At 71.3% G+C, this 13,029-nt stretch carries 14 protein-coding genes; 5 read left to right on the top strand and 9 right to left on the bottom strand.

The annotated features are described in order from the left end of the window. A partial coding sequence (locus DSY14_RS23115; RefSeq protein WP_211718724.1) for a molybdopterin oxidoreductase family protein occupies positions 1–1,637 on the bottom strand: 1,637 nt, incomplete at its 3' end. Then, the gene (locus DSY14_RS23110) at positions 1,634–3,019 is read right to left on the bottom strand and encodes an MFS transporter (protein WP_211718723.1); all 1,386 of its coding nucleotides are present in this window, start codon (positions 3,017–3,019) and stop codon (positions 1,634–1,636) included. The genes DSY14_RS23115 and DSY14_RS23110, both read right to left, overlap by 4 nt. A gap of 195 nt (positions 3,020–3,214) precedes the next feature. On the opposite strand from DSY14_RS23110, the gene DSY14_RS23105 reads away from it, so the two are divergent. Beyond that, positions 3,215–4,204: a GNAT family N-acetyltransferase gene (locus DSY14_RS23105; protein WP_211718722.1), complete on the top strand. Its 990-nt coding sequence runs from the start codon at positions 3,215–3,217 to the stop codon at positions 4,202–4,204. 31 nt (positions 4,205–4,235) lie between these two features. On the opposite strand, the gene DSY14_RS23100 is transcribed toward DSY14_RS23105, so the two are convergent. Further along, positions 4,236–4,394: a hypothetical protein gene (locus tag DSY14_RS23100; protein WP_211718726.1), complete on the bottom strand. Its 159-nt coding sequence runs from the start codon at positions 4,392–4,394 to the stop codon at positions 4,236–4,238. Between the two features lie 132 nt (positions 4,395–4,526). After that, a complete protein-coding gene (locus DSY14_RS23095) occupies positions 4,527–5,048 on the bottom strand; it encodes a GNAT family N-acetyltransferase (RefSeq protein ID WP_211718721.1) in 522 nt (173 codons plus the stop codon). A gap of 412 nt (positions 5,049–5,460) precedes the next feature. Here DSY14_RS23095 and DSY14_RS23090 point away from each other — a divergent pair, with 412 nt between their 5' ends. Then, on the top strand, positions 5,461–6,270 hold the full coding sequence (locus DSY14_RS23090) for a thioesterase family protein (protein ID WP_211718720.1): 810 nt from the start codon (positions 5,461–5,463) through the stop codon (positions 6,268–6,270). 240 nt (positions 6,271–6,510) lie between these two features. On the opposite strand, the gene DSY14_RS23085 is transcribed toward DSY14_RS23090, so the two are convergent. The 5 genes from DSY14_RS23085 to DSY14_RS23065 form a co-directional block, all read right to left on the bottom strand. After that, entirely contained in the window at positions 6,511–7,137 is a 627-nt protein-coding gene (locus DSY14_RS23085) for a GAP family protein (protein WP_211718719.1), read from the bottom strand. 268 nt (positions 7,138–7,405) lie between these two features. After that, positions 7,406–7,825 carry a DNA-binding protein gene (locus tag DSY14_RS23080; RefSeq protein WP_211718718.1) on the bottom strand — a complete coding sequence of 140 codons (420 nt, stop codon included), beginning with the start codon at positions 7,823–7,825 and terminating at the stop codon, positions 7,406–7,408. A 57-nt stretch (positions 7,826–7,882) separates the two neighbouring features. Continuing rightward, positions 7,883–8,764, bottom strand: coding sequence for a metal ABC transporter permease (locus DSY14_RS23075; protein ID WP_211718717.1), 882 nt, complete (start codon positions 8,762–8,764; stop codon positions 7,883–7,885). Continuing rightward, positions 8,752–9,495, bottom strand: a complete 744-nt coding sequence (locus DSY14_RS23070; RefSeq protein WP_211718716.1) for a metal ABC transporter ATP-binding protein — start codon at positions 9,493–9,495, stop codon at positions 8,752–8,754. The genes DSY14_RS23075 and DSY14_RS23070 overlap by 13 nt, the downstream gene beginning before the upstream one ends. A gap of 32 nt (positions 9,496–9,527) precedes the next feature. Further along, positions 9,528–10,442, bottom strand: a complete 915-nt coding sequence (locus DSY14_RS23065; RefSeq protein ID WP_374224045.1) for a metal ABC transporter substrate-binding protein — start codon at positions 10,440–10,442, stop codon at positions 9,528–9,530. 172 nt (positions 10,443–10,614) lie between these two features. Here DSY14_RS23065 and DSY14_RS23060 point away from each other — a divergent pair, with 172 nt between their 5' ends. The 3 genes from DSY14_RS23060 to DSY14_RS23050 form a co-directional block, all read left to right on the top strand. Beyond that, complete coding sequence (locus DSY14_RS23060; protein WP_211718715.1) at positions 10,615–11,091, top strand: GbsR/MarR family transcriptional regulator; 477 nt, start codon at positions 10,615–10,617, stop codon at positions 11,089–11,091. Further along, positions 11,088–11,975 (top strand): alpha/beta fold hydrolase, encoded by an 888-nt coding sequence (locus tag DSY14_RS23055; RefSeq protein ID WP_211718714.1) that lies wholly within the window; start codon positions 11,088–11,090, stop codon positions 11,973–11,975. The genes DSY14_RS23060 and DSY14_RS23055 overlap by 4 nt, the downstream gene beginning before the upstream one ends. A 148-nt stretch (positions 11,976–12,123) precedes the next feature. Further along, a partial coding sequence (locus DSY14_RS23050) for a serine/threonine-protein kinase (RefSeq protein ID WP_211718713.1) occupies positions 12,124–13,029 on the top strand: 906 nt, incomplete at its 3' end.

Raw genomic sequence — 13,029 nt, 5'->3', positions numbered from 1 at the left:
GTGGGCGGGGCGTCCCGCGGCACCGGCCAGTACAGGGCCTCCTGCCCGGCCAGGCGGTCCGGGGTCACACCGGAGTAGTCGGCCGCGCCCTCGGCGGAGGCGGCGCCCAACTCGACCAGGACGGTGTCGGGGTCGGTGGGGAACCGTGCGGCGGGCTGGCCCAGACGGGTGGCCAGGTCCTGGAGCACCTGGAGGTCGGTGCGCACACCGGCCGGTGGTGAAACGGCCCGGCGACGTCGCAGGACACGGCCCTCCAGGTTGGTCATGGTGCCCGACTCCTCGGCCCACTGGGCCACCGGCAGCACCACGTCGGCCATGGCGGCGGTCTCGGAGAGCACGAAGTCGGCCGCCACCAGCAGGTCCAGATCGGCCAGCCGGGAGCGCACGCGGGTGCTGTGGGGCGCGGAGACCACCGGGTTGGAGCCGAACAACAGCATGGCGCGCGGGCCGTCGGGGGTGCCCAGGGCGTCGAGTAGTTCGAAGGCGCTGCGTCCGGGCCCGGGCAACGCGTCGGGGTCGACCCCCCACACGCCGGCCACGTGGGCGCGTGCGGCGGGGTCGTCGATACGCCGGTAGCCAGGCAGCTGGTCGGCCTTCTGGCCGTGTTCACGCCCGCCCTGGCCGTTGCCCTGGCCCGTGATGCACCCGTATCCCGAACCGGCGCGACCGGGCAGGCCCAGCGCCAGGGCGAGGTTGATCCAGGCCGAGACGGTGTCGGTGCCCTTGGCGTGCTGTTCGGTGCCGCGCCCGGTGAGGACGTGGGCGGACCGGGCGTGGGCGGCCCGCCCCAACAGATCGGCGGCGGCGCGGACCTGGGCGGCGGGCACCCCGGTGATGAGTTCGGCGTGTTCGGGCCACCAGACGGCGGCCTGGTCCCAAGCGGCAGCGAAGCCGGTGGTGCGGGAGTCGACGAAGGAGCGGTCCACCCAGCCCTGGGCGTGTACCGCGTGCAGCAGGCTCAGGGCCAGGGCCGTGTCGGTACCGGGGCGCGGGGCCAGGTGGAGGCCACCGTTGTCGAGGGCCACGCGTGCGGTGGCGGTGCGGCGCGGATCGATGACGATGAGGCGCGGTGCGGACAGGTGGCCCATCATCGGCGGCATGGTCTCGGCGGGGTTGGCGCCGGCCAACAGGACCACGTCGGACGCGGCCAGGTCGGTCAGCGGGAAGGGCATTCCCCGATCCAGGCCGAAGGCGCGGTTGCCGGCTGCGGCCGCGGAGGACATGCAGAAACGACCGTTGTAGTCGATCTGTGAGGTGCCCAGGGCCAATCGGGCGAACTTGCCCAACAGGTAGGACTTCTCGTTGGTCAGGCCCCCACTGCCGAAGACCGCGACGCTGTCGGGGCCCGACTCCGCGCGCAGGGCCAGGAGCCGTTCTGCGATGTGGTCCAGGGCGGTGTCCCAGTCCACCTCGGTCAGGGGCCCGGTGCGGTCCTTGCGCAGCAGGGGGCGGGTCAGGCGGTCGGGGGTGGTGAGGACCTCGGTCGAGGTCCAGCCCTTGCGGCACAGCCCGCCCCGGTTGGTGGGGAAGGGCGCGGGGCGGACACTCAGTCCCCCGTCCGGTGCGGGGGCGAGGTCCATCGCGCACTGCAGGGCGCAGTAGGGGCAGTGGGTGCGCGTGGCCGCGGGTGCGGTCATCGCGTGGCCGCTTCGGTGGAACGCGGGTCCGTGGCGGAGGTGGTCGGGCGGCGCAGGTAGACGAGGTAGGTGATGGCGGCGCACATCAGGTAGAAGAGCCCGAACGCGGCGAAGGCGGGTGCGGTGGAGCCGGTGGCGGCGAAGGATTCGCGGAAGGTCACGTTGATGCCGACCCCGCCCAGGGCGCCGACCGCGCCGATGAGTCCGAGCATGGAGGAGGCGGTGCGCTTGGTGCGATCCATGACCTGCTCCCGGGGTTCCCCGGCGGCGATGGCGTCCTCGGCCTTGGCGGCGTAGATGGACGGGATCATCTTGTAGGTGGAGCCGTTGCCCAGACCGGTGAGGGTGAACATCACCGCGAAGGCACCGATGAACAGGCCCAGTTGGGCGGCCTGGACGGCGAACAGCAGCACCCCGGCGCAGAGGGCCATGGCGGTGAAGACCCACAGGGTGACCCGGGCTCCGCCCAGGGCGTCGGCCATCCGGCCGCCCACCGGGCGGATGAGGGAGCCGATCACCGGCCCCAGAACGGCGATGCCGGCCGACTGGACGGGGGCGAGTCCGAACTGGGACTGCAACAGCAGACCGAAGGCGAAGCCGGTGCCGATGAAGGAGCCGAAGGTGCCGATGTAGAGCACCGACATGATCCAGAAGTGGCGGTCCCCGGTGGCCGAGAGCTGCCCGCGGATGTCGCTGCGCACGTCGACCAGGTTGTTCATCGACCGCAGCGCCCACACGGAGGCCAGCAGGATCAGGGGTGCGTAGAACAGCGGCACCAGCGCCCCGGCCGACGTGGTGAACACGGCGATGACGGCCAGCCCCACCAGTTGGACGGTGGCCACACCGATGTTGCCGCCACCGGCGTTCAGACCCAGGGCCCACCCCTTCTCCCGCTCGGGGAAGTAGGAGTTGATGTTGGCCATGGAGGAGGAGAAGTTGCCCCCGCCCAGGCCCGCCGTGGCGGCCAGCAGCAGCATCAGCCAGAACGGGGTGTCGGGGTTCTGGATGAGGAAGAACGCGGCGGCGGTGGGGATGAGGAGCAGCGCCGTGGAGATGATGGTCCAGTTGCGCCCGCCGAACAGGGGCACGGCCAGGGTGTAGGGCACGCGCAGCACGGCGCCGACCAGGGTGACCGCCGACAGCAGCAGGAACTTCTGTTCGGGCGTGGTGGAGAAGCCGTGTTCGGGGATCATGAACAGCACCAGCACCGACCAGATCGACCAGATCGAGAAGCCGATGTGCTCGGAGGCGATGGAGGCCCACAGGTTGCGGCGGGCCACCGATCGGCCGGTGCCCTCCCAGAAGGTGTGGTCCTCGGGGTCCCAACGGGAGATCCAGCTGGGTCCGGTGCGTGGCGCGGAGACGCCGGTGCGAGGTCTCACGACCAGGCCTTCCTGTTCGAGGGCTGCTTGATGGACCCGACGGTAGAGAGCGGGGGTTGCCTGGATGTGTCGGGCCGTAACACACGGGAAACAGTGGGCTCACTCCGCTGTCGTGCCGGCGGTGAGGATACCGGGTGGGGACCCGCCCCCGGTGAGAGGGGGACAGTTAAGGTCACAGTGTGAAACGGTGTCCGGGTGAGCCCTCTCGTGGAACCCTTCGACCCCGTCGCGGCCTCCCCCACCGACCTGGACACCTGGAGCGTGATCTTCACCACCGGGCAGAGCGAGTTGTCGGGTGGGGCGCCCCGTGCCGAGGATCTGTCGGCCCGGCTGCGCACGGAACGCGCCGGTGAGGCTTGGAGATGGGTGGCGCGCGAGGCCGAGGGCGCACCGGTGTCCGGGGTGGCCGAGCTGCGTCGACAGCCGCACGACCCCCGGATCGGGTTCCTGCGCCTGTTCGTGGTGGCCCGGGCCCGAAGGCAGGGCATGGGCGCCGAACTGCGCGAGACGGTGGTGGAGCGGGCCCGTCTCCTCGGTATGGACCGGTTGCAGAGCACGGTGCTCGCCGGTGACCCGGGTGAGCCCTTCGCCCGCGCCAGCCCCTATCTGCGTACCCTGCTGCGGCTGGAGCTGCAGAAGCAGCACCTGGACGAGGCCACCCTGCGGCGCTGTTGGTCGTTGGCGGCCACGCCGGCGCGGGGGTACCGACTCACCCACTGGGAGGGGCCCGCGCCGGAGGGGTCGGTGCGTTCCTTCGGGCGGGTGATGGCGCATCTGTTGGACGCCCCTGGCGCGGCCCTGCAGATGACGGCCAGGGCCTGGGGGCCCGCGCAGGTGCGCGCGTGGGAGGACAAGATCACCGAGGACGGTTCCCGGCTGGTGGTGGGCGCGGCCCTGGACCGTACCTCCGACCAGGTCGTCGCGGCCACCGTCTGCACGGTGACCGGTGGTGCGGTGGCCGACCAGCACGACACCGCGGTGATGCCCGCGCATCGGCGCAAGGGCCTGGCCAGCAGAGTGAAGGCCACCCAGGCGTTGCGCGTGCACGACCTGTTCCCTCATGTGAGCTCTCTGGCGGTGACCATCGACCTGGAGAACACGGCGATGCTGGCCGTCAACCGGTCGCTGATGTACACGCGGGTGGCCGAACGTCTTCTGGTGGAGGAGAGTCTGGCCGAGCTGTGAGCGCCGCGGCGGGTGCGGGTGGGTCGACGGTTCAGGCTCCGCGTCGACCGGACCGGTAGGCGCCGAAGCAGAGCGCGAACACCACGCCGAACGCGATGCCCATCGCCAGGCTGTCGAAGAGCAGACCGAAGACCAGGCCCATGGCCACTCCCAGGCCGAGGTTCATGCTCTGTCCGTACGCGCCGTTCATGAGGCCCTCCTTCGCTCTCCGCCCGTGGTTCCGACGCCCGCGGTCTCGGCACGGTTCCCGGGGTGTCCCGCCCCGACCTCACCGTGCGCCTGGGCGTCCCCACCCCCGCGGGGGTGGGGACGCGTCACGGTCTCAGACGCCGAAGGCGGCCGGGTAGCGGATGGTCCCGCGCGGGGTGTTCCGGGACGGGTCCAGGGACAGGGCCATCATGGCCTCGTCGGGCACCTCGAAGGGGGCGTGCACCCCGAACCCGGAGGCCGGGGTGAACCCGAACCTCGGGTAGTACTCCGGGTGCCCCAGCACCAGGACGAGGTTCTCGCCCCTGAGCGCGGCGCTCGCGAGTCCGGCACGGATGGCGGCGGCACCGGCGCCGGTGCCCTGGTGGGCGGGAAGGACCGCGCACGGCGCCAGGGCCAGGGCCGGTGCGCCGTCGACGTGGCAGCGGGTGAACAGGGCATGGCCCACCACACGGCCCTCCTCGGTCTCGGCCACGATCGACAGGCCGTCGATCCAGGCGTGGTCGTCGGCGCGTAGCGCGTCGACCAGATCGGCCTCGGCCTCGGTCTCGAAGGCCGCGGCGTTGACGGCGTGGATGTCGTCGATGTCGGCACCGGTCTCGGGTCGGGTGGACCAGGTGCGGGTGGAGTCGGACAACTCAAGGACCTTCGCTTCGCAGGGGTCCCGTCATGTGTTCAGGCCGGGACCCGGTGTTCGGGAACGTTGTGGGTGCCGGTCGGGGCGGCACCGGTCCGGACGGTCATCGACTCACCTCTTCGCGCCGCGGCGACCGACGTTCGGTTCCGCGCCGGTCAACGCTAACACCGAGGTGCTCCCGGGGCAGTCGGAGACCCGGGGCCCGTCACGGGCCACACGGTCTCCCACCCGCGGCGCCCGGGGCCGAGGCCGCACGAGGCGTGCGCCTCCCCGGGGCGCGGGGTGCGCCGCAGCGGGTGAGAGTATGCCGGGGGCGACAGTGCCGGCGCGGGTGCGACCGCATCCCCCTCTGGGAACGCGGGACCCTCGGGTACGTGCGACCACCGGTTCTACTCACCGGTAACATGCCGGTATGAGCCAAGAGCACCCCGCCGCGGGTCACGAGTTCGATCGTGACACCCGGGTCGACAAGCGCGCCGACGGCGAGTTCACCGCCACCTTCACCGACGGCTGGACCACCTTCACCTCGCACCCCAACGGCGGCTACGTCCTGGGCACCGCGCTCAACGCCCTGGGGCAGACCCTCTCCCAGCCCGACCCCCTGGTGGTCTCCGCCTTCTACCTGCGCCCGGCCGCACCCGGAACCGCCATCCTGCGCACCGAGACCATCCGTGAGGGACGCCGTACGGCCACCGGCGCCGTCGTGGTCGAGCAGGGCGGCAAGGAGATCATGCGCGCCACCGCCACGTACGGCGACCTCAGCGCCGAGGGCCGTGAGTTGCACCTGGAGGGGCCGCCCGACCTGCCTTCCCCCGAGGACTGCCACGTTCCGGCCGAGTTCTCCGGCGAGGTCGAGGGCGTCACCATCGCCCGACGCATCGAGTACCGCTACCCCGAGCGGCCCGGCTGGTTGGACGGGGACAAGAACGGCCGACCCCACGTCGACTTCTGGATGCGGTTCGCCGACGGCCGCGACGCCGACGTGCACGCCCTGCCCGCCATGGTGGACTTCGCGGTGCCGGCGGTGCTGGAGATCGGTGAGTTCGGCACCATCACCGTGGAGTTGAGCACCCACGTGCGCGCCAGGCCCGCCCCCGGGTGGCTGGCGTGCCGGGTGTACACCAAGCACGTCTCCCACGGCCTGCACGAGGAGGACATGGAGATCTGGGACGGCCAGGGCACCCTGGTCGCCCAGGCACGCCAGCTGGCGATGCTCGTCTGAGGTCGGACTGAGGGCCCTCCCTCATGCGGTGGTGGGCTCCCACCCTTCACAGGGGTGGGCGGACGGGGTCGGTCGCACCGGCCCCGGGTCCATCCCGAGTGTGCGCTTCGGGCGCGGGGCCCGCCCCGCGCCCGACGCCGTGGACGCTGCGACGCGGTGTGGCCTCTTCCTCCCGGAGGCAGGCCATCACGGGCGGGCCCGTGCCGCCACCGACCTCACGCGGGTCGGGGTCGACCGCGCTCACAGTAGGAGCAGTACGAAGACCAGACAGGTGGCGATGGTGACCACCCAGCTGTGGGAGTTCAGCCAGTCCCGGACGGTCGGCATGGCGTCCCTGGCGCGGTGACCCGCGGCCAGGAGCGCGATCAGGGGCAGCGCGGCGACCAGCACGGTCGCGGCGATGAACGCCAGCGCGTCCGTGAGGTTCTCTCCCCCGTGGGCCAGGTGCGCCCCCACCGTCAGCATGACGATGATGTCGGAGGGCATGAGCAGGATCACCATCAGGCCGGTCGTCAGCGCCTGTGAGGGGCCTGCCTCCATGAGCCCCGTGAGCCATCGGGGCGGCTCGGCCGTCGCGCGGTGCAGGTAGGTCCAGACCGCGGCGATGATGAGCAGTGCCACCAACCCGAACTGGATGAGGTTGCCCGTCGAACCGCTGTCCGAGGGGTCGCCCAGGGGCACCACGTTGCCGAATAGGGTGAAGACGAGGTGGGCGAGCACCACCCCGACGGTCGTGGCCACGGCCACGCCCACCAGGAACGCCAGGGACACGCGCACCGCCCGTCCGGTCGTGACCAGGACCAGGGCGGCGATGATCTGCGGCCCCGCCATCATGGTGATCGCCAGCGGAAGGATGTTGAGGTCCATGGCCTCTCCCCGTGGGTCTCCTCATGGGCCGGCGCCGGTGAGGGCGCGCGCGAGCGTCGTGGGTGACCAGGCGACGGCGCCCGCCGACGAAGGCACGGTCTCCTCCAGTGTGCGCAGTGTCCGGCAAAACCACGGGTAATGACGGGTCAGGGCTGCGCAGGGCGGGAGGGCCCGCGGATGACCCGGCCTCCTCGGGATGCGGTGTCCGCGCAGGTCGACGGCGTGAGAGCGTCCGGGCCCGACCGTACGCGGTGGGCCCGGGCGGTTCTCAGGTCTCGGTGCGGGCCTGGAGACGGTCGTGGCGTTGACGGGCGGCCTGGGCCGTGTTCAACCCCAGCCCGTAGGCCAGTTCCTGCCAGGTCATCCCGCGCCCCTTGGCCATCGTGAGCAGGCCGACCTCCATCTGGTCGAACTCGGCGCGGGCCAGCGGCACCAACGTCAGGGCGGCGGTCAGGTCGGCCTGGTCGACGGCCGGGGCGTCCGGGTCGGGGGCGGCGCTGCCGGCGGCCAGATCGGACACCCGTCGGATGGCCTCGTGGGCCGACATGGGCATGCGGCTCTGTTCCCACAGGAGACGGGCCTGTCCGGTGGCGTGGCGTTCGGTGACGCGGAACAGGGCCTCGTGGGCGCGTGCGCGCCGGGCCTGCTCGGGGTCGGGGCGGATGAAGGGATCCTCGGTGGCACTCATGCGCCAACTATGCGTTGTCGCATGAGTGTTGTCAACAGAATGTTCAAACCTTGGTGTTCATGCGTGGGCGCGTGGGCGCCGGGAACGGGCCCTCCGGCCGCGCCGGACCACTCCGTGGCGGGGTGAGAACAGGTAGGCCAGGGTGAACAGCCCCGCCTGGGCGAGCACGATGCATCCGCCGGTGGACAGGTTGAGGTGGAAGCTGGTGAAGACCCCCGTGACGGCGGCGGTCACGGCCACGGCCATGGAGATGAGCAGCATCCGCTCGAACCGGTCGGTGAGCAGGTAGGCGGTGGCGCCGGGGATGATGACCATGGCCACGACCAGGATGATGCCCACCGCCTGCAACGCGACCACCACGGTCACCGAGAGCAGCCCCAACAGCAGGGTCTCCAGCAGGCGCGGGTTGACGCCGATGGCGTGGGCGTGGACCGGGTCGAAGGCGTACATGGTCAGGTCGCGGTGCTTGTACCAGACCACGGCCAGCACGACGGCGGCCAGGATCAGCACCTGGAGGATGTCGGCGTCGGAGACACCGAGGACGTTGCCGAAGAGGATGTGACCCAGGTCGGTCTGGCTGGGCACCCGGGAGACCAGGACCAGCCCCAGGGCGAACAGCGCGGTGAAGACCACCCCGATGACGGCGTCCTCCTTGACGCGGGACGTGCGGTTGACCACGCCGATGAGGGCCACGGAACCGGCGCCGAAGGCCAGCGCGCCCACGGCGAAGGGCAGACCGAACATGTAGGACAGCACCACTCCGGGCAGGACCGCGTGGGAGACCGCGTCGCCCATCAGGGACCAGCCCACCAGGGTCATCCAGCACGACAGGACGGCGCACACCACGCCGGCGACCACGCTCACGAGCAGTGCGCGTCGGACGAACTCGAACTGCATCGGCACCGTGAACCACTCGACGACGGCGGTCACCGCGTCCATGTCCCCTCCTCGTTCGGGTGGATGCCGAACGCCTCCAACAGCACGTCCGGTTCGAGTACCTTCTCGGGCGGCCCGTGGGCGATGACCCGGTTCTGCAGCAGTACGGCCTCGTCGCACAACACGGGCACCTGGGCCAGGTCGTGGGTGGAGACCAGGAGGGTGTGCCCGGCGCGGCGCAGCTCCAGGAGCAGTGCGGTGATGGTGGCCTCGGAGCGCTTGTCCACCCCGGCGAAGGGTTCGTCCAGCAGCAGCACGTCGGCGTCCTGGGCGATCGCGCGGGCGACGAAGGCGCGTTTGCGCTGACCGCCGGAGAGCGCACCGATCTGGCGGTCGGCCAGGAGGGTCAGGTCGGTGCGGGCCAGAGCGTGCTCGACCGCCTCACGGTCGGCGGGCCGTGGGCGCCGCCGCCGGCCCATGTGGCCGTAGCGGCCCATCATGACCACGTCGCGAACGCGGACGGGGAAGGCCCAGTCCACCTGTTCGGACTGGGGGACGTAGCCGACCAGCCCCTTGCGGCGGGCGGCGGCGCTCTTCATGCCCAGGACGCGCACTCGGCCGTGGTCGGTCGTGACCAGGCCCAGTACGGCCTTGAACAGGGTGGACTTGCCCGACCCGTTCATGCCGAGCAGGCCACAGACCCGGCCGGGCGCCACGGACAGGTGCACGTCGTCCAGAGCCAGGACGTCGCCGTAGCGGACGGTGGCCCCATCGACCTCGATGGCTGCGGTCACGGTGTCCTCCTCTCCCGCGGGGGTGGGGCGGCTCATGCGTCCGCCAGCCCCTCGACGATGGCCTCGGCGTCATGGCGGAGCAGGTCCAGGTAGGTGGGAACGGGGCCGTCGGCCTCCGACAGGGAGTCGACGTAGAGCGTCGGGCCCATGCGTGTGCCGGTCTCGCGGACGACCGACCGCTGCGCACCGTCGTTCACCGTGCTCTCACAGAAGACGGCGGGCACGTCGTTGTCGCGGACGAACTCCGCCACCGCCGCGATCTGTTGGGGTGTGCCCTCGCGTTCGGCGTTGACCGGCCACAGGTAACGCTCGGTCAGGTCGGCGTCACGGGCCAGGTAGGAGAAGGCGCCCTCGCAGGTGACCAGGGCGCGGGACCGGTCGGGGACCTCGGCCAGTTCGGTCTCCAGGTAGCCGGAGACCTCGCGGATCTCCTCTTTGTACGCCGCGGCGGCCTCGGCGAAGTCGTCGGCGCCCTCGGGGTCGAGTTCGGTCAGGGCCGCCTGGATGTTGTCGACGTAGGTCAGGGCGTTGGTGGGCGACATCCAGGCGTGCGGGTTGGGTTCGCCCTCGTATTCGCCGGAGGAGATGGGGATCGTCTCCACACCCTCGGTCAGCACCGCGGTGGGGGCGTCCACGCGGTCGGTGAACTGGGCGAACCAGGCCTCCAGGCCGAGCCCGTTCTCCAGGATCAGGTCGGCGTCCTGGCCGCGCACGAGGTCGTCGGGGGTGGGTTCGTAGCCGTGGATCTCCGCCCCGGGGCGGGTCAGGGAGGCCACGCGCACGCGGTCGGCGGCAACGTTCTCGGTCATGTCGGCCAGGACGGTGAACGTGGTCAGCACCAGGGGGCGGCCATCGTCGGAGGCCTCGTCGGTCGCGGGGGTGCAGGCGGTCAAGGTGAGGGAGGGGACCAGGGCGCAAACCGCGACCAACCAGGTCTTTGAAGACAACCCATCTCTAATGTTCGGCACGCCTAACTTTTACCACAGTCAGGGCGAACCCACACTCGGGGCGGCCGACTCCCCGGTGCGTCCCGTGATCGCGACGACCCTCCCCCACTCCTTTTCTTTGCAGTAATTGCTGTCATTGCAGTCATGGCTGCAATGACTGTAATGTGGGGGCATGAGCGAACCCACCGAAGCCGAACTGGCCTTCGTCGACGACCTCGCGGTGTTCTTCGAGCACGAGGGCATGCCGCTGATCGCCGGGCGGGTCATCGGGTGGCTGCTGATCTGCGACCCGCCCGAACAGAGCGCCGCCGCCCTGGCCGAAGTGCTCCAGGTCAGCCGCAGTTCCATCGGCAGCGCCACCCGCATGCTCACCCCCAGCGGACTCGTGGAGGGGGTGCGCAAACGCGGCCACCGCCAGGAGTACTTCCGGATCGCCGCCGACGGCTGGAGCCGCATGCTCGAACGCCGCTACGCGCAGACCACCCGCTTCCGACAGGTGACCGAACGCGGACTGACGGCGCTGGAAGAGGCCTCGCCCGAGCGGCGTGAGCGCCTGGAGAACGTGCACGAGCTCTACGGATTCCTGGAGACCGAACTGCCCGCCATGCTCGACCGCTGGCGGAACAAGGAAGGGAAGAACACCCCATGACCGAGACCGGTGGCGCACACCGCGAGTTCCATCGCACACACGTCGACATGCCCGAGGGCCGTCTGAGCGTCATCGCCGAGGGTCCCGAGCAGGCCCCGGCCGTCCTACTGCTCAGTGGTGCGGGCGTGGACAGCGCCACCCTGAGCTGGCGTCACCTCATCCCGGAACTGGCCCGCGACCACCGGGTCATCGCCCTCGACTGGCCCAAGCAGGGACTCAGCACCGAGTGGAAGGGGTTCGCCGACCACGCCGCCCTGCGTCGGTGCGTCCTGGCGGTCCTGGACCACTTCCACCTGGACCGGGTGAGCGTGGTGGGCATGTCCCAGGGCGGGGCCATGACCCTCGACACCGCCATCGAACTCCCCGACCGGGTCGAACGGATCGTGCCCATCAACCCGGGCGGCATCCTGTCCTTCCCTCCCGTCTACCACCAACTCCTGTGGCTCACCGCCCAGAGCCGCCTGCTCAACTCCACGCTGCCCGGCCTCATGGTCGGTGACCGGCGCAGGACCGCGGCCTTCGTCGGTAAGGCGCTCCTGGCCGGGCCGGCCCCCGACCAGAAGGAGATCGTCGACGAGGTCATGGCCGAGATGGCCCGGCACGGAGCCGGCTCCTCCGACTGGCAGAACGCCTCCATCGGCCCATGGGGCATGAACGTGGACCTGCGTCCACGTCTTCCGGAGATCGCCTGCCCGGCCCTGTTCATCGCGGGTGCCAAGGACATCGGCGTCAAACCGGCCCTGACCATCGCCGCCGCCCGCGCGGTCCCCGGGGCCCGCGTCGAACTGCTCGCAGGTCAGGGGCACTGGGTCAACCGCCAGTCCCCCGGCCGGGTCAACCGGCTCGTGCGCGACTTCCTCACCGAACCGGCCGCGGGGGCCTGAACCCGGGCCCTCCACAGGGATCGGCCCGCCGGGTGCGGGGGTTCGGAGGCTCCGCGCATCCGTAGACTGGAGCCTCCCACGCGCCCTCCCCGCCCGCGCGGGCCTTCCGTGGGCCCGCACGTCCCCACACCCCCGTCAGGAGTCCACGGTGGCCGAATTCCAGCGCACGCTGCAGGAACGTTACGAACTGCGTGCGGAGGTCGGTCGCGGCGGCATGGGGAGGGTCTGGCGGGCCCACGACACGCGTCTGAACCGCGTCGTGGCTGTCAAGGAGATCCTGCCCTCGCCCGGCCTGGACGAGACCGAGCGCGCCCGTGTGGCCGCGCGCGCCCGCCGCGAGGCGCAGGCCACGGCCATGGGGCAACACCCCAACATCGTCACCGTGCACGACATCGTCGATGACGACGAACGCCCGTGGATCGTCATGGAGTTCCTGGAGGGCGAGTCCCTGAGCCGTCTGGTGCGCGACCAGGGTCCGCTGGAGGCGGCCGAGGTCGCCACCCGGGGGTTGGACCTGCTCGACGCCCTGGGTACCGCGCACGCCCAGGGCATCACCCACCGCGACGTCAAGCCCGAGAACGTCATGGTCACCGACGGGGGTCGGGTGGTGCTGACCGACTTCGGCATCGCCACCATCGCCGACACCGCCGCGGTCACCCAGACCGCCGGGATGATGGGCTCACCGGCCTATCTGGCCCCCGAACGGCTGGCCTCGGCCCCGGCGAGCCCCGCGGGTGACCTCTGGTCCCTGGGCGCCACCCTCTACTTCGCGGCCACCGGGGTCTCTCCCTTCCAGCGCGAGGGCATCCCGGCGACGCTGCACGCCGTGTCCACCGCCGAACCGCCCCGGGTACTGCCCGGCGCCCTCGGGCAGGCCCTCCAGGGGATGCTGGTCAAGGACCCCGAACGGCGATCGGACGAGACCGAATGCCGTCGCCTGTTGTCGGCCGCGGCCCAGGGTGAGAGGGTCGGCGCGTTCGCGCATCCGGGCGGTGCGTCCACCACGGGCCCGGGGACACCCGCGCACACCCCGGCCGGCGGTGCCGTCCCGGGC

Source organism: Nocardiopsis sp. MG754419 (assembly GCF_018207095.1).
GTDB lineage: Bacteria > Actinomycetota > Actinomycetes > Streptosporangiales > Streptosporangiaceae > Nocardiopsis.
Note: the sequence above shows the minus strand (reverse complement) of the source record. Positions and strands in the feature narration are given on the sequence as shown.